Origin of the sequence: Polaribacter sp. KT25b (assembly GCF_900105145.1) — a bacterium.
Classification (GTDB): domain Bacteria; phylum Bacteroidota; class Bacteroidia; order Flavobacteriales; family Flavobacteriaceae; genus Polaribacter.
The window spans coordinates 611,784-636,054 of sequence record NZ_LT629752.1; the positions used below are offsets into that span (position 1 = coordinate 611,784).

Consider the following 24,271-nt stretch of genomic DNA (forward strand, 5'->3'; position numbering starts at 1 on the left):
ACATAAATAGGGCGTTTAAATAATTTTTAGCTAAAAACCTTATATAATATAGCCGTTTTGAATTATTTTTTAGAAATCACTTCAACGAAATAAACCTCATTTGGTTTTAAAGTTGGTGTTGTAGAAACATTAATTCCTTTAATAATATCTTTACAAGTAATGTTTTCGCTGCCTTTTAGAGTGATTTTTAGTGTAGCATCCGTTTTACCAACATTAACAATTGATAACACACTATTACCTGCATCATTTTTTACTACTCGCCAAATACATCCTTTTTTATCCACAGAATTTGTTTCTGAAACTGCTATTTCTGGATACAATTTTTTATCCTTTAAAATTGAAATTGCTTTGCTTTTAATCTCATCAGTAGAGTTCAATTTAATGATTTCTCCTTTTCCTGATGTAAGATTCGCTATACTTTTTCCGTATTCGTTTTTTAATAAACTTTTAGTATCAATAATGATTTTTCCACCTGAATTTAAATAATTCTGAAGCTCTATTATTTCATCATTTGTAACAAAAGGAGTGTTGTAAATTAAAACAACATCCCAGTTTTTAGAGTCTTGTTTCTTGATAATATCTTTGGTAACAAAACCTAAAGGAGTTCCTTCAAAATTAAGTACTTCATACAATTTAAATAGTTGATCCATGTGATCATCTTTATTGATTGCTGTTGTTTTTGAATAGAAAATACGCAGCGGTTTGCGTTGTCTTTGCATAGACATAATTTCTTCTGCATTTGCATTTAAATCAATTAATGTCATTGCAACTTCATTTGTAACTCTTGGTTGCTGAATATTAGAACCTGCGTAACCTTTATCATTTAAAGCTTTTTTAGAAATAGCGCCATTTTCTTCTCTTGGCCAATACCAAATTTGACTTGCTGTCATACCATAAGAATGTGCCAACCAAAAAGATGCTCTTGCATAATTTGGATCTAAATATAAATTACGAGATCTTACTGTTGATAAATAATGTAACTCAGAATTAAAGTTGATTTTATTAGGACTTACAGATTTCATAAAATCGAAACCCATACATAATTCTCTCCATTCAAAAGCATAATTTTTCTGCCATTCATGAGGTTTTCCCCAAGTATATGTGTGATCTGCTCCAGAATCATTACCAATAATTCCGCTTAAATCTGTTAACGCTTCTAAATCTATTCCGTGTGCTCTTTGGTTATCAGTCCAAAGGTTTGGCATAATTTTTAAATGTACTTTTGCGGTTGCATCATGCTTTGTAATTTCTGATTTTAAGAAACCATACCAATCTGTAACTCTATCCATATTAAAAGAATTCCAATCAAACCAAATAGGAGTTCCTTGCAAACTAATATCAATAGGAATCTCTATTTTTACGTCATTAAAATCTTTGAAATTTGAATTCCAAATACTATTTAATGTTGCAATATTTTGATGTTTTTTTGATAACCAAATTTTAAATTTTTCGATTGTAAATTGAGATGCTCCACCAGAAGCCCAAGGTAATTTTTTCTTTTTAGCATCTGTATATGTATAAAAGTGAGGTTCGTTTACGAGCATATAACCTAATTTGCTATATTTTTTTCCAGCCATTATTGGAACCACTTTTTCTAACAATTTTGTTTGAATTTCTCTTGCTCCAGGATTATCTATATCATACGCAGTATACGTATCCTCTCTCATGCTAAAATTAGGTCCATATTTTTCTTTCGCCCATTTTGGTACACCTTTATGATTCATAAAAATAAAACCTAAAGAACCATCTGGTTTAGATTGTAATTCATCTAGTTTTCTGGGATTTATTGTTCCGTTTTCTTTTATCACATACGAAGGTGTTAAAAAAAATCCATCTTGATTTCCATGAAATTCGTTTAATTCTTTTGTATTTGGTTTCCAAGTATAATCAGCTAAAAAAACGGGACGATTATTAAACGTTAATTGATCATTATCTACTGTAACTTTGCTCCAATCTACATTTGGAGAGTTTTTTCTAAAAGCTTTTTTATCTACAATAGCTTGTAATTCTAGAATCGCTTTATCTAACATTAGATTTACATCATTTCTTTCAAAATTTGCTAAATCTTCTGCCATTTTTATAGCTTCTTTTTTATAAGAATTAACCAAGCTAAAAGATTTAGTGTTTTTATCTACATTTTTTTCATCCCAATTGGCAAATCTTAAAAAGATTTCTGCTGTTCTAATTGTTGTTTTTTCTTTTAAAACATCAATATTTTTTTTATTGACTTGAGTTATTAATTTTTCTAAAGTTTTAATTTTTTGATGTGCTTCTTTTTCTAAATCTTGAGAAAAAATTACACCAGATAACAACATGCATAAAGCTAAAATAAAGTTGTATTTAAAGAAATAATGCTTTTTCATTTTATGTAAATAATTAAATTTAAGAGATATTTTATTTTTAATAATTACTATATAAAAATGCCGAAAAATTAATTTCGGTATTTATAAATTATTTATTTGTTTTCTTCATTTTTTGCTTAGCTCTTTTCCAGTCTATTTTAGCATTTAATTCTTGTAAAGAAATTTTGTTATCATCATTAGAGTCTAGTCCTAAAAACATCAGTTCGTATTCTACAGGACTGCCTTTTTTATTTTTCTTTTCAGAATAAAAAGCTTTCATTTCTTCTTTATCAATTGCACCATCTTTATTAGAATCTATTCTACCAAATTTCTTAACAGTTTTTGCGCTTACTTCTTGACTAGAAACTTGATTTGCAATAAACATTGTGAAAACGATTACTACTACCTTTAAAATTTTCATTTTTAAAATTTAAGTTAATTATTACCATAAATATCGAGTTATATGTAAGGTTTTTTGTTGTTCACAGTACAAAAAAGGTGCTTTTAAATAATTTTAAATTGAAAAAGGACTTGTAAAAATATTTATTTTTTGATGATTGATATGGTTTTAGAGCCGATTAAACTATCAATTTTAATAAAATAAACTCCTTTTTTTAATTCAGTTAAATCAACATATAATTGATTTGAGATTCCTTTTATTGATTTAATTTCTTGTCCTAAAGTATTGTAAATAGTTGCTTTTTTAATAGTTGTTTCTGAACTAAAATTCACAATATTAGAAGTTGGATTAGGGTAAAACTTAAGTTTACTCTTGTTTAAATTTTCTGTAGCAAGAACAGCGTCTTCCACTTTTAATAAATAAACAGCATCTGGTTTCATTAAAAATGTTGATGAAAGGCTTTCTCCTGTAAGTAAATTTGTAATATTTACAGGATTATTATTTCTAGTTAAATTTAACGTTATAGTTGTGTTTTCTTTACCAAGATTAATAATAGAAATAATGTTTTCGTCTTCGTTATTTTTATAGGCTCTGTAATAAGCTCCTTTTTTATTTAAAGAATTTTCTTCGAATAAAGAAACAACAGGTAGTTCGTTGTTATCAGAAACAATACTCAAACCTTGATTGGCTATATTTTGATAAGTTGTACCATTTAAAAGTTTACCATTACTAGCATTTAAAGTAAAAGAATGTGCAACACCATATTCATTTTTAGTTAAACTGATAGCATCTTTTATAATTGTACCACCATTATCTAAATAAGTTTGTAAAACTTCTAATTCGCTTGTAGTTGTAAATTCTGTTTTATATATCAATATTGCATCCCAATTACTATTATCTTGTTCTGTAATAATTTTCTGAGTAGCAAATCCTATAGGAATTCCTTCAAAATAAAGCGATTCATACAATTCAAAAACAGCATCCATGTGGTTCAACTTATTAATAGCAGAATTTTTTGAATAATAAATTCTTAAAGGCTTTCTTAAAACTTGCATTGCTGCAATATCTTCTGAAAAAGCATTTAAATCTATATAAGTTGATTCTACTTCATTTATAATTCTTGGTTGCTGATTATTAGAGCCTGCATAACCTTTACCAGAACCATTTCTAATAGAACCATCTTCTCTTCTAGACCAAAACCAAGATTGAGAAACATTCATGCCTTGTAAATTTGCTAACCAATAAACTGCTCTTGCATACGAAGGTTTTAAGTATAAATCTCTAAATTTTGTGGTGGATAAAAAATGAGTTTCAGAATTGTAAATTATTTTATTTGGACTCACAGAGCGCATAAAATCATAAGGCATACTTAGGTCTCTCCAATAAAAAGAATAACGAGATTCCCAAGGTTCTGTAGCTCCCCACATGTGCGAATTGTAGCTTTTAGCATCATTTCCAATAATTTCTGTAAGAGCAGTAAGTTCTTCTAAATCGATGCCGCTATCTATTTCATTATTAGACCAAAAATGCGGAATTATTTTAATGTGTGATTTTGCATCAGCGTCATATTCTTGAACTTTATCATGTAAAAAAGTAAACCAATCTGTTACTCTTTGCATATTAAAACGATTCCAATCATACCAAATTGCAGTTCCTAATAAATTACCTTCAATAGGCATATTAATCGTTACATCATTAAAATTACTAAAATTTGTGTTCCAAATTGTATTTAAGTTTGCTATAGTTTGATGTTTTTCTGATAGCCAAATTTTAAATTTATCAATTGTATAATTAGAAACCGGACCAGTTGCCCAAACATCTTTTGTGGTAAAAAAATGAGGTTCGTTACAAAGCATATAACCTAAATCTGCATATTTTTTATTTTTCATAAACGGAATTGTTCCTCCCAACAAAAAATCTTGCATAATTTTTGCGCCAGGATTATCAATATCATATCCAGTAAAAGTATCTTCTCGCATTATAAAATCAGGTCCATAAGTAGTTTCTGCCCAATCTTTAACATTTTTATGATTCAGAAAAATGCTTCCAAAACTACCTGTTTCTTTACTTTTCAATTCATTAATAATATTTGAATTTAAAGAACCGCTTGCATCTAAAACATGGCTTGGAGAGATAAAAAAACCATCTTTATTACCAAAATATTCAGTTAACTCAGACATTGCAGGTTTCCAAGTATAATCTGATAAAAAAACAGGTTTACCGTTATGTATTACTTGATTTCCATCAATTGTAATATTTGTCCAATCTATTTTAGGTGATGGTTTACGTGAAATTTCGCCTTTTAATAATTTATTTAAAGTTACAATGGCTTCATCTAGCATTAAATTGATTTCACTGCGTTCATAGTTTGGTAAATCTGTTGCCATTTGAGCTGCGGTATCTTTGTAAATATTTACTAGTAAAAAATAGTCAGTATTTTCTGCGATATTATTTTCATCCCAATTTGCATATTCTAAAAAAACTTCTGCAGTTCTTACAGTCATTTTTTCCTTTAAAACATCTATATTGCTGTTTTCTGCTTGAGTTATAAGCGTATTTAATTCTGATATTTTATTTAATGCAGTTTGTTCTAATTGCCCAAAACAAACTTGGCCATTTATTAGAAAGCATGTAAAAAATAAAGAAATTAGAATATTTTTAGCTCGCATATATTTATTTTAAATAGTAAAATTATAGTTTTTCTTCTAATTCAATATCAATAAATCGAAAACCACCTAAAGGTATTTTTATTTTTGTTGATGCATTTGTTTCTTTAAACTCTTCTTTATTTAAAATGTCTGTAATTTTCTTTACTTTTTTGGTGTTAAAAGTAACTACTGCAGTACTTTCTTCCGGATTTATGTATCCGTTATCAATAATTGTTAACCTTAAATGCTTTGGTGAAACTTGTGCAACAACCCAAGCAACATCACCAGAAACGGTTATTGGTAATTTTTTTGCGTTATCAATAATTTCTTTTTCTATTTCTTTGTAATGTTCATCAGCTTTAAAAGTTTGTTTTCCATCAGCAGAATAATAATTATGACCATCTGTTATGTATTCTTTTAAGATGTTTTTATAAATAGGGTGGAGGTTGTCTTCTAATCTTTTTCTTGACACATTTTTTTGTGCAAAAACTCCGTTTTGGGGTGGCGTTATTAAAACCAATCCGTTTTTATAAGGCGCTAAAAAGTTTAATCTTCTTTCTTTTACACCAGCAGCATATCTAGAAAAATCCCATTTGGTTAGTTTTGCACCTGGCCAAGAACCGTTTAATCTACTCATTACAAAAGGATTATTTTTTTCAAATTCTTCATCATAAAAAGTAGTCCATTTTACGTTAGAACCTTCATTTATAAAATGTTCATCTGGTGATGTCATACTGATATGAATTGGTGAAAAACTTAAAATTTCGTTTCTTTTTGGTACATATAAAGCACCTTTTGCAATCAACTCCCAATAAATACTTAGATAATCTTGATCTACAGCAAAATTATTTATGAATTGAGAACCATACGAAGTATGAAAAATTAACATTCTTAAAAAGTGATTTGGTAATCGTTGATATCCTAATTGTCGAGATCTATCAAAAGAAGTATTGTCTGGAACGGCTCTTGTTCCCCAAGAATTTACAGCGCCACTTGCCCACATTCCTGTTCTACCTGCCAAACTCAACTCCATTGATTTATCTGTAGTTTCTTCTGCAGATGGAACAAAAACATCAGCAAAATCACCAGACATTAAACGAGACCAGGGCTTCATATAATTAGTACCTAACCAAAAAATATGTTTAGAGCGTAAAAAAATATTTGCATTTTTATCTTTAGAAAATTCTGCTAAAGGATAAATTAAATCATCTACTAAATATTGTAAATTTTCTGAATGATCTTCTAATTCTGGATAAATTAAAACTGTTTTTTTACCTTTTGCATTTTCAATAACTTTTTTGGTTGTGTTTATATTAAACATGTAAGGATCATTACCATGACCTGCCCAATATGCAATTCCTGGTGCATTATTAAATTCTTTAGTAATTTGATTTACAGCTTCATTACTTGTAAGAGTATATTTTTTTCTTCTATCTTTAGAAGATTTATACTTGGCATTTGTAACTTTAGATCTGTCCCATTTTTCTACTTCTTTCATATGTAAAGAATTTAAGAAAATAGGATTTTGATATTTTTCTTCTAAATTATTTTTTAAACTCTCTAAGTTATTCGGTACAATCTCTGTCATAAAATATACAGATTGTGATTTTTTTTCTTCTTCGGATTTAGTATAATTCTCTAAATTTTTTCTAATTGTTTTAGTGTTTTTTATGATTTCAGCAATTTTTCCTTGAGGTTCTAAGTTTTCAAATTCTTTTTTCCATTTAGAATTATTAGTGTCAATAATATGAATTTGACTTCCGCCACTTTGTGCACTTGCTAAAATTATTTTGTTACTTGTTGGATCTTTCCATAAATCATTATATGCGTATGTACTAACTATTTTTTCAACCTCTTTTTCTGATGCATTTGGTTTATATAAATGAATTTGGCTACCAACTCTTGTTAAATATGTATTAATACCGTTTTCTTTGATAATTGTAGAATGCGCAATATCGTATCCAAATTTTACTTTATTAATTTTGTGAAATGAAAATTTATCTTCATTTAAAAAGTAAGTTGTTACCAATAAATCATTTGCATGAGCAGATGAACCTAAAATAATTTCTGATTCACCATCATTATTTACATCTTCAATTTTAATATATCCTAAAGGTCTAATTCTTAATTTCTTTTTAGCCTTTTTATCCGCAGAAATTGTTTTTATTTTAAAAGGAATTTCTTCTAATGGATTAAAAAAATACAAACTTCCAGGAATATTCATTTGATTATTAGTTGCTAATAAAACCAATATTTCTTGTCCATTTTTCTTTGTAATTGTGCGTATAAAATTAGCAGTGCTTACTTTGCTAGGTGGCAATTTTTTTCCACTTTTTCCTCCAGATTTTTCAACAGAAAATTTAGCAGTATTTATTTCTTTAATAAGTTTGCCTTTAGATGAAATATAATAGATGTTTTTATCAAAACCACCTGCAACAATGTACGATTTGTTGTCTTTTTCTATAACAGATACAGCATACATCGGAACCTCATTTTTATTGAATTTCCATAATAATTTTCCATCAGAATTTAAACAATATACTGTGCCATTGGCATTTGCTGCAATAATTTCATCTTTACCATCATTATCCAAATCTCGAGTGTATACATCATGATTCATAAAACCAGACAATGTATTTTTCCAAAGAATTTTTCCTTCATAAGAAATACCGAGTAAAGTACCTTCATAGCTACTTGCAACAATAAATGACTGTTTCTTTTTTTGAGCAGTTTTTACTTTTAAAATTGTAAATCCGGTTTCAATACTAACAATTGCTTCATCTGATTTTTTAGGATCTGTTTTAGCAGATGAACAACTAATTGTAAAAAAGAATAACGTAACAAGTAACACATGAACTCTTAGAAAATAGTGTTTCATTTTTTAAATTTTAAATAATTTTTTATTAGTAAGTAAAGTAAAAGCTTATCAGAATTACAAAATTCGAAATTCTAATAGCCTTTAAATTTTGTAGTTAGCAGTTTTTACTTGAGTTTTTTACACATAAAATACTAATCTTAAATTACTTATGAAGTTTTACTTTCATAAATAATTTCAACTATTAACCTTTTTATTTTTACCAGAATAAGCAATAAAGCACAATAAGTAAAATACAAATTACAATAGAACCAATATTAAATAAAGGCGTTGTTTTAAACAAATCTTTTGTAATTTCAATTCCCTTCGGATCGTCTTTACCATTATTTTGTAAATGACTTAATACCATGATTATAAGCATTGTTAAAAGAGTTGTTATTCCCATTTGATGCATCCAAGGTTCTAAACCAGCAATCGGAATAAATTTTAAAGCCAATGCAATAGGGAAAGATAAAATAGCCCCCCAAATTGCAGCGTTATTTGTAGTTTTTTTCCAGAATAAACCTAGTAAAAATATAGCTAAAATACCCGGACTTAACATTCCTGTAAACTCTTGTATGTATTGAAAAACTTGATCCAATCCATTTAACATTGGCGCGATAATAACTGCAATTATCAAAGCAATTGCACCAGAAATTCTACCCACATTTACAGTTGTTTTATCAGTAGCATTTTTGTTGATGTATTGTTTGTAAATATCCATCGTAAAAATAGTAGAAGTAGAGTTTAACATCGAAGCTAAAGAAGAAACAATTGCAGCTGCTAAAGCAGCAAAAGCAACACCTTTAAGACCAGTAGGTAAAAATTGTAATAACCAAGGATAGGCTTTATCCGCCTGTTCAGTAGAAGGAACATTTAACATTCCCGCTTCTCCTAAATTAGCCATAATTGATGGGTCATTTACCATTACATATGCTGCAATACCTGGCACAACTACAATTAAAGGAATAATTAACTTTAAAAAAGCCGCTAATAAAATACCTTTTTGAGATTCTTTTAAAGATTTAGCCGCTAAAGTTCTTTGTATAATATATTGGTTGAAACCCCAATAATATAAGTTGGCCACCCATAAACCACCAACTAAAACCCAGATTCCAGGTAAGTTTATATAATTGTCATTAGATTTTTCAAGAATCATATGGAATTTTTCTGGAGCAGCTTCCCAAATTTTAGAAAACCCAGCTAACATTCCTTCTCCGCCAGAAACTGTATTTAAAGCTAAATAAGTAGTTATTAAGCCACCTAAAACTAAGAATACTACTTGTATAACATCTGTCCAAGCAACTGCAGATAAACCTCCATATAAAGAGTAGGCAGCAGCAAAAAGAGCAAGGCCAATAATTGCATATAACATATCTACACCCATAATAGTTTCTATCGCTAATCCGCCTAAAAACAGTACAGAAGTAAGGTTTACAAAAACATAAAGAGATAACCAGAAAACAGCTAAAATGGTTTTAAGGTTTGTAGAAAAACGTTTTTCAACAAATTCAGGAATTGTGTATAATCCTTTTTCAATAAAAATAGGTAAGAAATATTTACCAACAATTATTAAAGTTAAAGCAGCCATCCATTCATAAGAAGCAATTGCAATACCAAGAGCAAAACCAGAACCAGACATTCCAATAAATTGTTCTGCAGAAATATTAGCTGCAATTAGTGATGTACCAATAGCCCACCAAGGCAAAGATTTACTTGCTAAAAAATAATCTTCTGCATTTTTTTGATGTCCCTTTTTATCTCTGGAAACCCAAAGTCCTACACCTAAAATTAAAATGGCATATCCAACGAAGACGACATAGTCCCACATTTCAAATCCTGCTTTCATTATTGTTTTTTTTGTTTAGTTAACTTGTTTTTAAATAGAGTGAATCAATAAAACTGTATGATTTACTCTATTCTGTTTTTTTAATTAGTTTTATTTAAAAGGAAATACATTGGAATCAATTCTTGCTTCCGTCATTATTTGTTTTAATTCTTTTACTTTAGATGGATTAGATTTAGCGATGTTATTTGTTTCTCCAACATCTTTTGACAAATCATATAATTCAAAAGAACCTTTTTTATTACCTTTAGAATTAATATTATTCCAGACACCTTTCCAGTTTCCTTTTCTTATTGCTTTTCTTCCGCCTCTAATATTAAATTCCCAATATAAATGATCATGAGTTTTTTGAGTATCTTTGTTTAATAATGTTGGTAAAAAAGAAATACCATCAATATTATCGGGATTTTTTGTATTTGTTATTTCTGTTAAAGTTGGTAAAACATCCCAAAAAGTAGAAACGTGATCGGTAACACTTCCTTCTTTTATTTTATTTGGCCAAACTGCTATAAATGGTGCTCTAATTCCGCCTTCATATAAATCTCTTTTGTAGCCTCTAAATTCACTATTACTGTCAAAAAAATCTGGATTTGTTCCTCCTTCAGGAGAAGGACCATTATCACTTGCAAACATAATAATGGTATTCTCAGTAAGACCTAACTCTTCTATTTTAGCGATAACCTCACCAACATATGCATCAATTCTTGTAATCATAGAAGCATACGTTGCTAATGGTTTATCACAAGGTGCATATTCATGAGGCACAATATTTGGTCCGTAATCTGAGGTATATTTATTATCTGCAGTAAACGGTGTTTCTTTAAATTTACCATCATACATTTTAAAAATAGAATCGTTCGGAGAAATAATTTCTGCATGTGGCAATACTAACGGGATGTATGCAAAAAAAGGTTTATCTTTATTATCTTCTAAAAACTGAAGTCTATGATCTCTAATTTTATCTGGAGAATAGGTAACTTTATGAGTCCAATCATTTCCTTTTAAAGAATCTAATTTTTGATTATGATTTAAATATGGAGGATAATAACGATGCGCTAATTTTTGATCATTATAACCATAAAACTCATCGAAACCTTGATTGTTTGGATCGCCTTCTCCAAAACCTAATCCCCATTTACCAAACATTCCTGTTGTATAACCTGCATCTTTTAAAATTTCTGCAATAGTTACCGAGTTTTTAGGTAAAGGTACTTGACCTTCTTTATCTTCAACTAATTGTTTGTTTCCTCTAATTGGAGTATGACCTGTATGTTGCCCAGTCATTAACGTTGATCGAGAAGGAGCACAAACTGCTGCGCCACTATAATGCTGCGTAAATTTCATTCCTCTAGAAGCTAAGAGATCTAAATTAGGTGTATGTATTTTTGTTTGACCATAAACGCCTAAATCTCCAATTCCCATATCATCAGCTAAAATATAAATGATATTTGGTTGTTTTTTTACAGAAACAGTTTCCTTTTTTTCTTGAGTACAAGAAATTATAAATGTTGAAAATAATGAAATTATAAATAAATATTTTGTAGTCATTTTAAATGCTTATCTAAATTGAACTTCTTTAACACCTCTTGTATAATCTATTCCTCTTAGTTTTCCAAAAATCTGTTTCATTTCTGAAAGTTTTTCAGGGTTAGAAACTGCTAAGTTATTCTGTTGACTTTTATCTTCTTTTACGTTATATAATTGTTCATGAGGAAAATTACCTACTTCAATTCCTACTTTTTCTCTAAAGTTTTTACCTTTATAAGCCGGGATATATATCCAATCTCCACTTCTTAGAGCTGTTTTTCCTGTAGCTTCAATCACCAAATTATCTCTTCCAATATCACTTTTACCTAAAAAAGTTTTTAAAATATCTTTACTGTCTGTAGCTGTTTCTGCAGTACCTGTTAAATTAGCAAAAGAGGCTAATAAATCTATTTGAGAAACAATAGCATCTGAAACTGCTGGTTGTATTTTACCTTTCCAATACGTAATAAAAGGGACTCTTGTACCCGCTTCAAAAATACTGTATTTCCCTCCTCTTAATCCTCCTTTCGGGTCGTGTTTCCCTAATTTTTCTACAGCATCATCATAATAACCATCATTTAATACAGGACCATTATCACTAGAAAAAACAATTAAGGTGTTTTCTAAAATTCCTTCTTCTTTTAGTGTTTTCATAAACTCACCAATCATATAATCTGCTTCTAAAATAACATCTCCTCTTGGCCCCATACCAGATTTACCTACAAATCTTGGATGTGGAGTTCTTGGCACATGTGGTTGTTGCATGGCATAGTATAAAAAGAAAGGGTTTTCTTTATGTGTTTTTACATAATTCTGTGCTTTTGCTAAAAAATGATCTGCCATTTCTGTGTCTGTCCATTTTGCAGCATCCCCACCTTTCATAAATCCAATTCTTGGAATTCCGTTAACGATACTATTGTTATGACCATGATGCCATTTCATAGTAGTCATTTCTGGATTTGTAATTGCGGTTGGTTCTCCTTTAAAATTTTCTTTATAACTTACTTCAATCGGATCATTTTTATCTAAACCAACAACATTACCATCTTTTATATATACGGTTGGAACTCTATCTTGTGTAGCAGCCATAATATAAGCATCATCAAAACCAACTTCATTTGGTCCCGGTGAAACTCGTTCGTTCCAGTTTACAATTCCGGTTCCTAAACCTAAATGCCATTTACCCACAACAGCTGTTTGGTAGCCTTGTTTTTTTAACATTTTTGGTAAGGTTTGTTGCTCTGTACTAATTAACAAAGGAGCGGTACCTGGTAAAATTTTAGCGTCTTTATTTCGCCAAGGATACACACCGGTTAATAAAGCATATCTACTTGGTGTACACGTTGCGGAAGAAGCATAACCATTTGTAAATTTAACTCCTCCAGAAGCCAAAGCATCTATATTTGGCGTTTGTAATTCTGTAGCTCCGTAAGAACTGATATCTCCATAGCCTAAATCGTCTAAATAAATAACAACGATGTTTGGTTTTTTTGCTTCTTCTACTTTTACTTCTTCTTTTTTAGTTTCAGACTTACAATTGAAAAGTGCTATTGTAGTAACTAAAAAAAATATTTTAAAAATTCTCATATTGTATATCAATTATAATTTATGTATAAATTTAAGGAGATTAAAATCTAATATGATTTTAATCTCCAAACTTTATTATCTAGCTTCAACAATTAACAAATCAAAACTATCTAACCATAATTTTTGTACTATAGCATCATCTTGACCTGTATTAGAAATATTTAAGTCAAATCTTCCTGATGAAATATCGCCTAAAGTAATTTCTGGTAATGTTAATCTTACCCATTTACCTTTTTCTGTAGTAGATAAATCAAAATTAAAAGTTGCCGTAGGGTCTGCATTAAAATTAAACTGAATAGTATTCATTGTGTTTGAACCATCAAGATAAACCCATACACTAGGCACATAAGTACCAGCTGTAACAGGACTTAAAGTACTAAAGCTACCACCTTGTAATCTTGCAAGAGCAGGAATACCATCTGCTGTAGTTTCAAATTTCATAGAACTTTTACCTTGATATGCTTTAGAATCGTCTCTCCAGTAATATAAAGGACCACCTTCGTTATTACTATTATGTTGTGCAAAATAACCTTCTGTATTTGCTTTTTTAAATTGATTACCAGAACCTCCCCATTCGTCTTCATATCCTGTATAACCAGCCACATTCATTGCTCCTTGAAAATCCATTGCTACCGTTTTAGGACCAAAGCTTTCTAAAACTCTAGTGTCTACAGATTGTATGTTTCCTGATGTATACGATATTTTAACAATATCACTATTATAAATTGGAGCAACTAATGTGATATCTATTTGAGTAGCATCACTACTATTAATAGCAACTGATTTTACAACAATATTTTGATTAAAACCCGCTAAAGTATTTTCTACATGAACAGTAAAGTTATCTTTTTCTGATGCCGTTAAAACACCTATTTCTCCTGTAACATTAAATGAGATAACTTCTGTTGCATCTTCTTTTATACCACCATTAATTACAAAAGGTTGAGTTGATGGAATAACTTTAATTTTTAAAGGAATTAATTTTAAAACTTCTGCTTTTGGCTTCGGATCTTTTCTGATAGAGTTCATACTTCCTGCAACAAAATCCCCTAAACTATTGTATAAAACATCTACAGATTCTGCACTACTCGTCTCTTTGTCTCCCCCACTAAAAGTCCAACTTCTAGAATCTGGTTCTCCAGAAGTTGTCATATCAACATAAGTAAGCTTTTCCCCTGCTTCTACACTAACTGTTTTCCAAGATGCACTATTTGCTATGTTTGGTAAATCTGTTTCTGTAATATTTAATACAACTTCTGTACCTTTAAGTACTTGAAAAACTGGTTTTAAATCATCAAAAACGGTTACGGTAAATACTTTTTCTACCAACCAATTTCCGTCTTCTTGCTTAACTCCTTCTGTTACCGAGTCTTTAAAAATATTTTTAAGTTGAATTTCTTTAATACCAGGTGTGTTAAAAAGAACGTTTATTTGTTTTTCATCAGAATTAACTGGACCCACAGCTTCTATAAATTCTGTATACACCAAATTATCCGAAGAAAATTCCTTATTTAATAAACTTGTACCTTCTGGTAAGTACCAATTGTGACTTATTGAATTATTAGACACATCATACAAACCAATAAATTCATTTAGTGCAACTACATAATCAGTATCTGTAGTACTTTTAGTTGTTAACCAAGAAAAACTGTTAAAGTCTCCATAAGGTGCTTCATATTCATTTTCGCTACAACCAAACGCTGCGATTATTAAAACTAATATAATTCCTATTTTTTTCATTTTTTTCATCTTTAGTTAGAAATCTTTGGGTTATTTATAGTTTCGCTTGCAGGGTAAGGCAAGTAACCATCGGTGTAATTTTCTGATGCCTTTAAAAATTCTGGCTCTATTTGAAAATCAGTAGCATTTGTACTTATACCTTCTCTAACTAAACTAGCTGTTCTAGTAGCTGTACCTGTAGCATCTTCATTTAGATACACATAATCAGTAGCATAAAAATTTCTTTGACTTAATTCTGTATAACGTGCTTTCGCAATTCCCCATCTTCTTAAATCTATATTTCGTGTAGAATACCCTTCTACACATAACTCCATCGGATATTCAAATAATTGTAATCGAGTTCTTACTTCTTCTTTAGAATCGTAATCTGCGCCTTCTAATACTTTAAGTCCCCAACGTTTACGAATTGCATTTATATAAAATAATGCACCATTTATATCATCTGTTTCATTTAAACATTCTGCCATCATTAAATAAACGCCAGACAAACGATTTAAAATTACATTTTTACCAGATTGCCAACTGTTAAGACCCAGTGTCTGTTCATCGTTTGTGATATCATGATTGGTATACTTTTTAAAGTAGCCATATTTACCTAAAGAATTAAAATTATGTAAAACGGGAGCAGAAACTGACTCATAGTACTCAGTGTCTTCATCATTAACAACGGCAAGCATAGCAGAGTTTCTTAAAGAAACTTTTCTTAATCTAACGGTACCTGCTCTGTCTGTTACCGTGTTTCTTGAGTCATTAGGATCCATTTCATCACTAGAAAAAGCATGAATTAACCAAGCCGAAGCTGTAAAAGTTTCTAAAACACTAGAACCTCCACCAGATCTTGGAGCTGAATATCTAGCACTTCTTGTAATAAAATCATCTTCATTAAAAGCAGTTTCTTCTGCTTTATGTAAACTATAATTAATTTCTAAAATGGATTCTGAATTAAAATCACCTGCTTTTGTAAACATAATACTAGCATCTTGAACTAAAGCATACCCATAATCTTTCTTTTTATTATTAATAATATCATCAAAATAATCTTTGGCTAATAAATAATCTCCTTCATACAAATAACTCATTCCTAAAATAGTACCAGCAGCACCTGCATCTACTCTAGTTTTAGGTTCCATTTGACCAGGTAAATTGTTGTAAGCATATTCTAAATCTTCTCTAAAAAATGCTATAACTTCTGATGATTCTGATGCCGCTTTAGAAAAGTCTGAAGGCTTTAATGGATTTACATCTCTAATAATAATTTTTCCTTGTTTATAGGTGGAGTGTAAATAAAAATGTGCTAAACCTCTAAAAAAACGTGCTTGTCCCATTTGTAATGTCCAAGCTTCTTGACTTTTTAAATCGTCTGTCATTCTGTTTAGTCCTTCAATTACTTGATTAGCTCTAAATATTACTTGATATAAAGCATCCCATCTTAATTGTACTTCATTGGTATCTTCGTCTATGTTTTGTTCGTACCAATTTTTCGCAAATAGAGATACGTCATGTCCATTAGGTAGTCTGTCATTAAAACGACTTCCTGGAAAACCTTCATCTGACCTCCAAGATTCTACACGTGCATTTACAATATACTCGTTTAACATGGCACCATACACCGATATTAAATTTGTATCAGATTCATCTAAAGTTGACCAATAAATATCTGTAGATATTTCATTAGGATTCACTTCTTCTAAATAAGAGTCGCATGAAAATAATGTTAAAAACATTACCATCAAAAATATTTTTTTAGCTATATATGTTTTCATTTTGTGTGTTTTTAAAAATTAATATTTAAACCGAAACTATATATTGCTGCAAGTGGATATCTTGAATTATCAATACCTCTTCTGGCAACATTGTTTGACCCCACTTCTGGGTCATATCCTGAATATTTTGTAAACGTAAGTGCATTTTGTGCCGTTAAAAACAGTCTAAACTTATCTAAACCTAGTTTAGTAGCAGTTTCTTTTGGTAAAGAATACCCTAGAGAAACTTGTTTTAATCTTAAATAATCTCCGTTTTCTAACCAATAATCTGTAAGTCCAGAGTAATTATAATGATCTCCTGCATCACCTCTAAAAATTGGTATTTGAGAGGTTGGGTTATTTGGTGTCCACATATTCGTTAAATCTTGATGACGCTCATAATTATAAGAAGCAGCTTTATTACCATTTAAAACCTCTGCCCCCACAGTACCGTACCAATTCATAGATAAATCAAAATCTGCAAGACTCCAGTTTAAATTAAAACCATATTCAAAGTCTGGTAAACCACTACCTTTATAAACTCTGTCTTCGTTGTTAATTTTTCCGTCATTATTTGTATCTACATAAATTAAATCTCCTTTTTCTGCATCTTCTCGTCCTTCAAGTAATTTATAGGCATCAAGTTGCTCATCAGTTTGTACAACGCCATTGGTTTCATACAAAAAGAAAGCCCCAGCTTCATGACCTACAGCTATAAATGAAACTGTTGCTTGTGTTGTTTCATTTACCAACCTTACATTATTATTTGGTGTAATGGTTACACCATCTTGCATTTTTGTAATTTCGTTGCTATTTGTAGTAAATGTAGCTCCTAATTTAAGTTTACTTTTACCAAAATTACCTCTATAGTTAGTAGCAAACTCAAACCCTTTATTAACCATATCTCCAATATTTAAGGTTAAAAGATTGTCATAATAAGCACCTGCAGAACCAGGTAGTGTTACAGGAAATAACATGTCTCTTTTTTGAGTATTATAATAATCTGCTGTAACTGTAATTTTATTTCTTAAAAATGATAGATCTATCCCAATATTGTTAGATATTGATGTTTCCCATTTTACATCTGCATTTGCATAAGATAATATTGAAGTTCCAAATAATTCTCCACTATCATTTTCATCAAAAACATAATCTCCAAAAGGAGCAATAGTACTTGCATATTCATAATCAGCAAAACTATCGTTACCAACTGTACCGTGACTTAGTCTTAACTTAAAGTTATTGATTGTAGCTTTCATTGGTTTCCAAAAATTCTCATCAGAAATATTCCAAGCAGCAGATAAAGAAGGAAAAACACCCCATCTATATTCAGAACCAAATCTAGAAGAACCATCGTATCTTGCTAATGCTGATAATAAGTATTTTCCTTTATAGTTGTATTGTACTCTAGCTATTGTACCAACTGTTTTTTTATTGTAATTATCGCTAGTTCCATTAATATCTGGATTATAGCCACTATTTACTAATTGATTAACTGTACCACCATCTAAAACAAGTAAGTTATTATTAGAAATTCCTTGAATAGAAGCATCAAATGATTGGAAACTATCTTCTTCTAAAGCTAATGCGGCGGTTGCAGAAACAGTATGTTTGCCAAATTTCTTTTTATAATTTAAACTTCCATCCCAACTAAATTTATTAGTTCTAGAAGAAATAGCAATTACACCACTTTTAGTTTCATCTGTTATATCTTCATCATTTTCTAGATCATATAAAGTAAAACTTGGTTTAAAAATATTTCTTATTTCATTTGTAACAGAAACTCCTATTCTTGTAACAAAATTAAAAGACTCCGATAGTTTTCTATTTACACTTAAACTAGCGTTTATACGATCTTTATTTCCTTTATCTTGTCTTCTAAGAGCCTGATTTAAAGCTTCAGAAGGAGTCCTAACACCTCCATTAGTACTACCATCTACATATTCATCATTAGGATCTATTGCAGGGAAGTAAGGTCTATATCTACCAGCTTGCACAATTAAACCATCACTAGATCTTTCTCTTTTTTCTATAGTAAAAGCTAAACTACCATCTATTTTCCAGTTTTCTGTATTATAACTTGTAGTTGCTCTACCATTATATCTTTTAAAATTTGAATTTATAATGGAACCATCTTGATCATATAAACTACCTACAAGATTATAGGTTATTTTTTCTGCTCCACCAGAAACACTAAAATTGTAATTTTTTACCTCTGCATATTTATTTAATACATAGTCATCAAATTTATTGTCATTATTAATCCATTCTGGAAAACGTACAACTAATGGTTCAAAATTAATACTTGTATATGCATTTCTATTTACCTCATAAAACAATTGACTTTCTGTATTCATTAAAGGAGTTGCTTCGTCTCCAAGAGCCTGCAAACCAAAGGTATAATTAAAATCTATACTCATTTGCCCAGATTTACCTTGTTTTGTGGTTATTAAAACAACACCTGCAGCACCTCTTGCCCCATATACAGCAGTAGAAGCAGCATCTTTTAGAATATCTATACTTTCAATTTCATTAGGGCTTAAACCAGGATCTCCAATTTGAGGAATACCATTTACTACAAAAAGTGGAGTATTAGAACCTATTAAAGAAGTAACCCCTCTAATTTGTATACTTGCTGCTTCACCAGGTTCTCCAGAACTAGCTGTAACATTTACACCTGCAACCTGTCCTTGTAGAGCTGATCCAATATCTGGTGTTATAAACTGTTCAATTTCATCTGTTACAACTCTATTTACAGCTCCTGTAAGTTCTTTTTTCTTAACGGTTCCATAACCTACTACAATTATTTCTTCTAAAGATTCTGTGTCCGAATCTAGTGATACATTTAATTGTGTTTTAGAAATTTTCACCTCTTTGTTTTGCATACCTAAATATGCAAAAACTAAAGTTTCGCCAATTTTTGCCTTAATGCTAAAATTACCATCAAAATCTGTACTAGATCCTCTTGTTGTTCCTTTTATAAGCACAGACACGCCTGGTAATGGTGTATTGTCTGCACTATCTACAACAATACCTGTTATTGTAGTTCTTTGTGCTTGTGCATTAAAACTACAAAACAAAATAGCAAAGAAACTTAAAATGCTATAATGTAGAATTCTTTTTTTTAATTTCATGGGTTAATTTTTATTCGTTTTTATTGATTATTCTTTTTCCTTATTTAATTAAATGTGGATTGTTTTTCATTATCTGTTTCTATTATTTTGGTTGATTTTCCTTTATAAATATTATTTTTAAAAATGATGTTTTTTGATGCTTTTATAGTTATAGCTGAATTTTCTGGATATAATTGAGGAAAAGTTCCTGAATTTGTAATTGTATTACCAGTAAATTTTAATCCATTTGTATTTGTTATTTGAAGAATTAAATTATCAAACTGATTAAAAGTATTATTGCTTATTTCTATATTTTTAAATGCAATATTTTTATTATCATCGTCTGTTGCAAAACGAATTACACCTCTATTAAAACCACTATGTTGATTGTCTTGAAAAACATTATTTCTAATAATTACATTTGCTGCATTACCAGACTCAAACCAATGACCACTTTCTACAGGAATTAAAATTGCTTCCATTTCTGTACTAAAAAAGTTGTTTTCTATTAAAGTAGTTTTAGGATTAGAAATTAATAAACCTCTAGCTCTGTTATTTTGAATTTTACAATTCTGAACTAACAATTCTGGATAACCATCTAAGTTTTCAATTAAATCGCCAATTTTTAAAGCAGAAGGTAATTTTTCATTAAAAGTAATTATTTGATATCTACTATTTATATACTCAATATTTTTGATTGTTAAATTTGCATACGAGAAAAAAGAATCTTCTAATCTTACCAAACCAAGAGTTTCATTTGGCTGCCCAATTACAAATCCTTTTTGCTGATGATGCATCATTCTAACACCAATTTTATCATTGCCTAAAATATCTTCAATTTTTTGATAAGTTCCGTGTACATTTAAAGCATCGTCTAATTGGTTTTCGAAAGTAGAATTCTTTAAAATTACTTTTCCGCTGCAACCAACAAAGTGAGTAGCATCTGCAGTTGTAGAAACCATTCTGCCTTTTGATGGCGTAATATTAAAATTATCTAAAACTAAATCCGAAGAGTTTTCAGCAATAATTCCCATTCCACCAGCATGAAAAATAGTAACATTGGTACCATTAAATCCTTTTGTGTGATTAACTCTAAAAGCTGGCGAAACTCTGTTAAAACCTTGTTCTCCTTTCATGGTAAGAATCATTCCTATAGGAGGCAGTTTTTTTGAGTGACCATTAATTCTTACCAAACCTGGTTTTAATTCTTCAACTCTAGTTTTAGATTCTCTACCAATGTTTTTATATTCTGGCGCTCTTTCATCATAAGTATATTTATAGTTAATTTTTTTAACGCCATTACTTACTTTGTTTTTTTTAACATTTGTAATATTTGTATATTTTTCTGTGTTAAAAGCAATAGCTTTTCTTATTGGATCATATAAAATGGATTGACCTAAAGAATGCTCATAATATTCTTTGATAAAATAAATTTGCTCGTCTCTAATTTCATAAGGATATTCATTAGAAATTTGCATATCGAAAGTTTTGTTTTTTTCATCATTTGCAACGATTAAACCTTCGCTATGAAAAGTTTCACTCCAATCTATAGAAAGATTTTTTACAGTAATATTTTCGCTATTTTCAATAAAAAAAGGAATCATAACTCCGTGAAAAATAAAGTTAGAACCTTGCCCATTAATCGTTAAATTTTTAAAATTTTCTAAAGGGAAAGGCGTATTTACCATTAAATCGCAATGATTAGAGATATATGCAAATTTTTCAAGACCTTTATCTGGATAAAAATGATAAGTTCCTTTTTCAAATTTTATTTCTGATATTGGGTTTTTATTAGCATCTAATATTCTTTTTAAAACAGTTGCAGTAGCATCGTCTTTTATGTTAGTTTTAAAAGTAACAACTTCTCCTTTTTTTATTTGAGATTTACAAGAAATAGTAAATAACAATAAGAGTGTTAAGCTTAAGGTTTTAATGAAATTAGTTCTAAAATTTTCCATGTATTCTACAATATTAATTTATGCTTTGTAAATGTTGTTATTTTATCTTAATATTAAGATAGCATTGGTAAATTTTAGGTGTCAATTAGTAAATACCCAGTAATTACTGGGTATTTAAAGGGAAAAAAAATGTAATTTATTTTTTATTTAATGTTAAAATTATCAGATTTTAACATTTCTGATTTCGCTGAAATAGAAATATCTGTAGATTTACCAACCTTAATAAGTGCAGTTGCAATACCAGCTTCTGCTTTTATAATTTCTGGATTCATAATTTTTGCATCACCATTTATGGTAACTATTATTTCATCAGTAAAATATGGATTTACTGTACCATTTTCATCAACAGCTGCTATATAACAAAAAAGTACATCATTAACTCCTGCTTGTGGTTTTTTACCGCTTTCATCAATCCAAATTTTAAGTTTTGTTACAGTTTTTGGTGTTTTAACAACTTCTTCAGAAACTTGTTTTCCGTTAATAAAACCAACAGCTTTTAAAGATCCGGCTTCAAAAGAAGAAATATTAAATGTAAATGGCGGATGGTTTAATTTGTTAGTATTCTTACCTACATCTGGTTTTTGAGAGGCAATTAATTTATCATTTAAAAACAATTTAACTTCTTCTGCATTAGAGAAGACTTTTACATTTAAAGGCGAATTTTTATCCCAATAGGTAGCAATTTTTAAAACATTTTCTTCATTAACATCTTTCTGACTTTGGTAAAAATAATATCCAAATTTTGGCAATCTAAAAATATCCATCACACCAGAAGATTCAATATCTGGGTGATAACCTCTGTTGTAATCGTACATTACCCAATAACTATCAGAATAAGCAACTGTATTTAAATTGTCGTTATGAGATTCTTGTAAATTAAAAGCTTGTTGTAATAATCTTTTTTCTCCAAAAGCTCTTAATTGACGACTGCTTAGTTCGTCTCTTAATCCGTTTGGTAAATTATCTTGATTTAAACCAGCGTTTTTAGAATAATATTCCCAATCTCCATATTCTGAAACTGAATATGGTTTATCTTTTAATTCATGCGGATGTAAAATTCTATGCTGACGAGCTTGTAGATAAATGTCGTACACATCATCCATCCAACCACAAGAATAAACGTTTTTTCCAGGATATTCTGCATGTACAATTTTGTTTAATTCTTCCATAAAAAAGATTGGCATTTTGGTCTCATTTAAAGAAACTTCCCAAGCTAAAACAGAAGGTCTATTTCTATCTCTTCTAATTAATTCTGATGCAGAACGGTAACAATATTCTCTAAATGCATCTGTATCATTATAAAATTGCCACCCCATAATTGCATCAATAACTACAATTCCTAACTCGTCACAGGCATCTAAAAAAGCTGGAGATTGTGGGTAATGAGATAATCTGATATAATTAAAACCACCATCTTTAATTTTTTTGGCATCTCTATATTGTGCATTATCAGATAAAGCGTAACCAATAAAAGGATAATCTTGATGACGATTTACACCACGTAAAAATGTTTTTTTTCCGTTGATATATAATTGATTTTGTGCATCAAAAGTGAATTCTCTAATTCCGAACCTTGTAGTTTTTGCATCAATTTCTGTATCATTAATAAAAACCTTTGTTTCTAAATGATATAAATTAGGGTTTTTTGGCGACCATAGGTTTGCATTACTTATAGTAAATAATTCGTTAATTTCAACATCAGATGCTGCTATTATTTTTTTGTTTGATGTTTTTTCTTGTATCAATTTTCCATCATAAAAAATACTAGAAACTACTTTAATTTCTTTAGCTTCTTTTTCTTCATTAATTATGTGAGTTTTTATAGCAACTTTAGAAATAGCTTTAGAAACTTTAGGAAAAGTTATAAAAATTCCTCCTCCAGCAACTTTTTTTGCTAATACCGCATCAGAAATATAAACTTTATCAGAAAAACTTAACCAAGCATTTCTGTATAAACCACCATACATATTAAAATCTAATCTTTTTAATGGTTTTGGCCCCGTAATCTTATTATCGGTATTGTCTAATCTAATAGCAATTAAATTATCGTTTCCTTTATGAACATATTTTGTAATGTCTACTTTTATAGGTAAATAACCTCCGTTATGCTCAGAAACCAACATTCCGTTAATCCAAATTTTAGAAAAATTCATGGCAGCTTCTAGTTCTAAAAAAACTTTTTTTGTTACAGGATTTACGGGAACATCAAAATTTTTTCTGTACCAAGCAACTCCTTGCCATTGGTCGTTAACAATTTGTGGTTCTATGTTCGTTGTGTGAGGTAAGTTTACAGATTCCCAAGAAGTTATGTCGAAATTTGGTTTACTAAAAGTTTCATCAGAAATTGTTGTTTCATTTAGTTTTGTAAACTTCCAATCTTGATTAAAATTTATTTTTTTCTCATAATTTGTAACTGAACAAGAAATTAAATTAAAAGAAATTAAAAGTAAAAACGTGTACTTAATTATATTTTTAAATTTTATTTTCATTGGTTTGGTTTTTATATTAAATAGA

The 24,271-nt window shown here is 29.5% G+C and carries 12 protein-coding genes; all 12 read right to left on the minus strand.

The genetic code is table 11. From position 1 onward, the window contains the following. Nucleotides 1-62: 62 nt before the first annotated feature. The 12 genes from BLT70_RS02470 to BLT70_RS02525 all read right to left on the minus strand — a co-directional run bounded on the left by BLT70_RS02470 (nucleotide 63) and on the right by BLT70_RS02525 (nucleotide 24,246). A complete protein-coding gene (locus BLT70_RS02470; RefSeq protein ID WP_157691825.1) occupies nucleotides 63-2,363 on the minus strand; it encodes a beta-galactosidase in 2,301 nt (766 codons plus the stop codon). Nucleotides 2,364-2,451: 88 nt separating this feature from the next. Beyond that, the gene (locus BLT70_RS02475) at nucleotides 2,452-2,763 is read right to left on the minus strand and encodes an EF-hand domain-containing protein (protein ID WP_091891084.1); all 312 of its coding nucleotides are present in this window, start codon (nucleotides 2,761-2,763) and stop codon (nucleotides 2,452-2,454) included. 122 nt (nucleotides 2,764-2,885) lie between these two features. Next, nucleotides 2,886-5,411 carry a T9SS type A sorting domain-containing protein gene (locus BLT70_RS02480; protein WP_091891087.1) on the minus strand — a complete coding sequence of 842 codons (2,526 nt, stop codon included), beginning with the start codon at nucleotides 5,409-5,411 and terminating at the stop codon, nucleotides 2,886-2,888. 22 nt (nucleotides 5,412-5,433) lie between these two features. Further along, a complete protein-coding gene (locus tag BLT70_RS02485) occupies nucleotides 5,434-8,268 on the minus strand; it encodes a PQQ-binding-like beta-propeller repeat protein (protein WP_091891089.1) in 2,835 nt (944 codons plus the stop codon). A gap of 196 nt (nucleotides 8,269-8,464) precedes the next feature. Further along, on the minus strand, nucleotides 8,465-10,093 hold the full coding sequence (locus tag BLT70_RS02490) for a sodium/sugar symporter (protein WP_091891092.1): 1,629 nt from the start codon (nucleotides 10,091-10,093) through the stop codon (nucleotides 8,465-8,467). 90 nt (nucleotides 10,094-10,183) lie between these two features. After that, nucleotides 10,184-11,638, minus strand: a complete 1,455-nt coding sequence (locus BLT70_RS02495) for an arylsulfatase (protein ID WP_091891095.1) — start codon at nucleotides 11,636-11,638, stop codon at nucleotides 10,184-10,186. Between the two features lie 9 nt (nucleotides 11,639-11,647). Beyond that, nucleotides 11,648-13,204: an arylsulfatase gene (locus BLT70_RS02500; RefSeq protein ID WP_091891098.1), complete on the minus strand. Its 1,557-nt coding sequence runs from the start codon at nucleotides 13,202-13,204 to the stop codon at nucleotides 11,648-11,650. 75 nt (nucleotides 13,205-13,279) lie between these two features. Continuing rightward, on the minus strand, nucleotides 13,280-14,944 hold the full coding sequence (locus BLT70_RS02505; protein ID WP_157691826.1) for a hypothetical protein: 1,665 nt from the start codon (nucleotides 14,942-14,944) through the stop codon (nucleotides 13,280-13,282). An 11-nt stretch (nucleotides 14,945-14,955) separates the two neighbouring features. Then, the gene (locus tag BLT70_RS02510) at nucleotides 14,956-16,707 is read right to left on the minus strand and encodes a RagB/SusD family nutrient uptake outer membrane protein (RefSeq protein ID WP_091891104.1); all 1,752 of its coding nucleotides are present in this window, start codon (nucleotides 16,705-16,707) and stop codon (nucleotides 14,956-14,958) included. A gap of 11 nt (nucleotides 16,708-16,718) precedes the next feature. Next, a complete protein-coding gene (locus BLT70_RS02515; RefSeq protein ID WP_091891107.1) occupies nucleotides 16,719-19,820 on the minus strand; it encodes a TonB-dependent receptor in 3,102 nt (1,033 codons plus the stop codon). A 44-nt stretch (nucleotides 19,821-19,864) separates the two neighbouring features. Beyond that, nucleotides 19,865-21,757, minus strand: coding sequence for a right-handed parallel beta-helix repeat-containing protein (locus BLT70_RS02520; protein WP_091891110.1), 1,893 nt, complete (start codon nucleotides 21,755-21,757; stop codon nucleotides 19,865-19,867). 143 nt (nucleotides 21,758-21,900) lie between these two features. Beyond that, complete coding sequence (locus BLT70_RS02525) at nucleotides 21,901-24,246, minus strand: glycoside hydrolase family 2 TIM barrel-domain containing protein (protein ID WP_091891113.1); 2,346 nt, start codon at nucleotides 24,244-24,246, stop codon at nucleotides 21,901-21,903. Between the last annotated feature and the right edge of the window lie 25 nt (nucleotides 24,247-24,271).

What these genes read in the sequence shown, in the direction of transcription:
- BLT70_RS02505 (WP_157691826.1), bottom strand. Translation starts at nt 14,944, where the DNA reads ATGAAAAAAATAGGAATTATATTAGTTTTAATAATCGCAGCGTTTGGT.
- BLT70_RS02525 (WP_091891113.1), bottom strand. Translation starts at nt 24,246, where the DNA reads ATGAAAATAAAATTTAAAAATATAATTAAGTACACGTTTTTACTTTTA.
- BLT70_RS02485 (WP_091891089.1), bottom strand. Translation starts at nt 8,268, where the DNA reads ATGAAACACTATTTTCTAAGAGTTCATGTGTTACTTGTTACGTTATTC.
- BLT70_RS02510 (WP_091891104.1), bottom strand. Translation starts at nt 16,707, where the DNA reads ATGAAAACATATATAGCTAAAAAAATATTTTTGATGGTAATGTTTTTA.
- BLT70_RS02490 (WP_091891092.1), bottom strand. Translation starts at nt 10,093, where the DNA reads ATGAAAGCAGGATTTGAAATGTGGGACTATGTCGTCTTCGTTGGATAT.
- BLT70_RS02495 (WP_091891095.1), bottom strand. Translation starts at nt 11,638, where the DNA reads ATGACTACAAAATATTTATTTATAATTTCATTATTTTCAACATTTATA.
- BLT70_RS02475 (WP_091891084.1), bottom strand. Translation starts at nt 2,763, where the DNA reads ATGAAAATTTTAAAGGTAGTAGTAATCGTTTTCACAATGTTTATTGCA.
- BLT70_RS02520 (WP_091891110.1), bottom strand. Translation starts at nt 21,757, where the DNA reads ATGGAAAATTTTAGAACTAATTTCATTAAAACCTTAAGCTTAACACTC.
- BLT70_RS02515 (WP_091891107.1), bottom strand. Translation starts at nt 19,820, where the DNA reads ATGAAATTAAAAAAAAGAATTCTACATTATAGCATTTTAAGTTTCTTT.
- BLT70_RS02470 (WP_157691825.1), bottom strand. Translation starts at nt 2,363, where the DNA reads ATGAAAAAGCATTATTTCTTTAAATACAACTTTATTTTAGCTTTATGC.
- BLT70_RS02500 (WP_091891098.1), bottom strand. Translation starts at nt 13,204, where the DNA reads ATGAGAATTTTTAAAATATTTTTTTTAGTTACTACAATAGCACTTTTC.
- BLT70_RS02480 (WP_091891087.1), bottom strand. Translation starts at nt 5,411, where the DNA reads ATGCGAGCTAAAAATATTCTAATTTCTTTATTTTTTACATGCTTTCTA.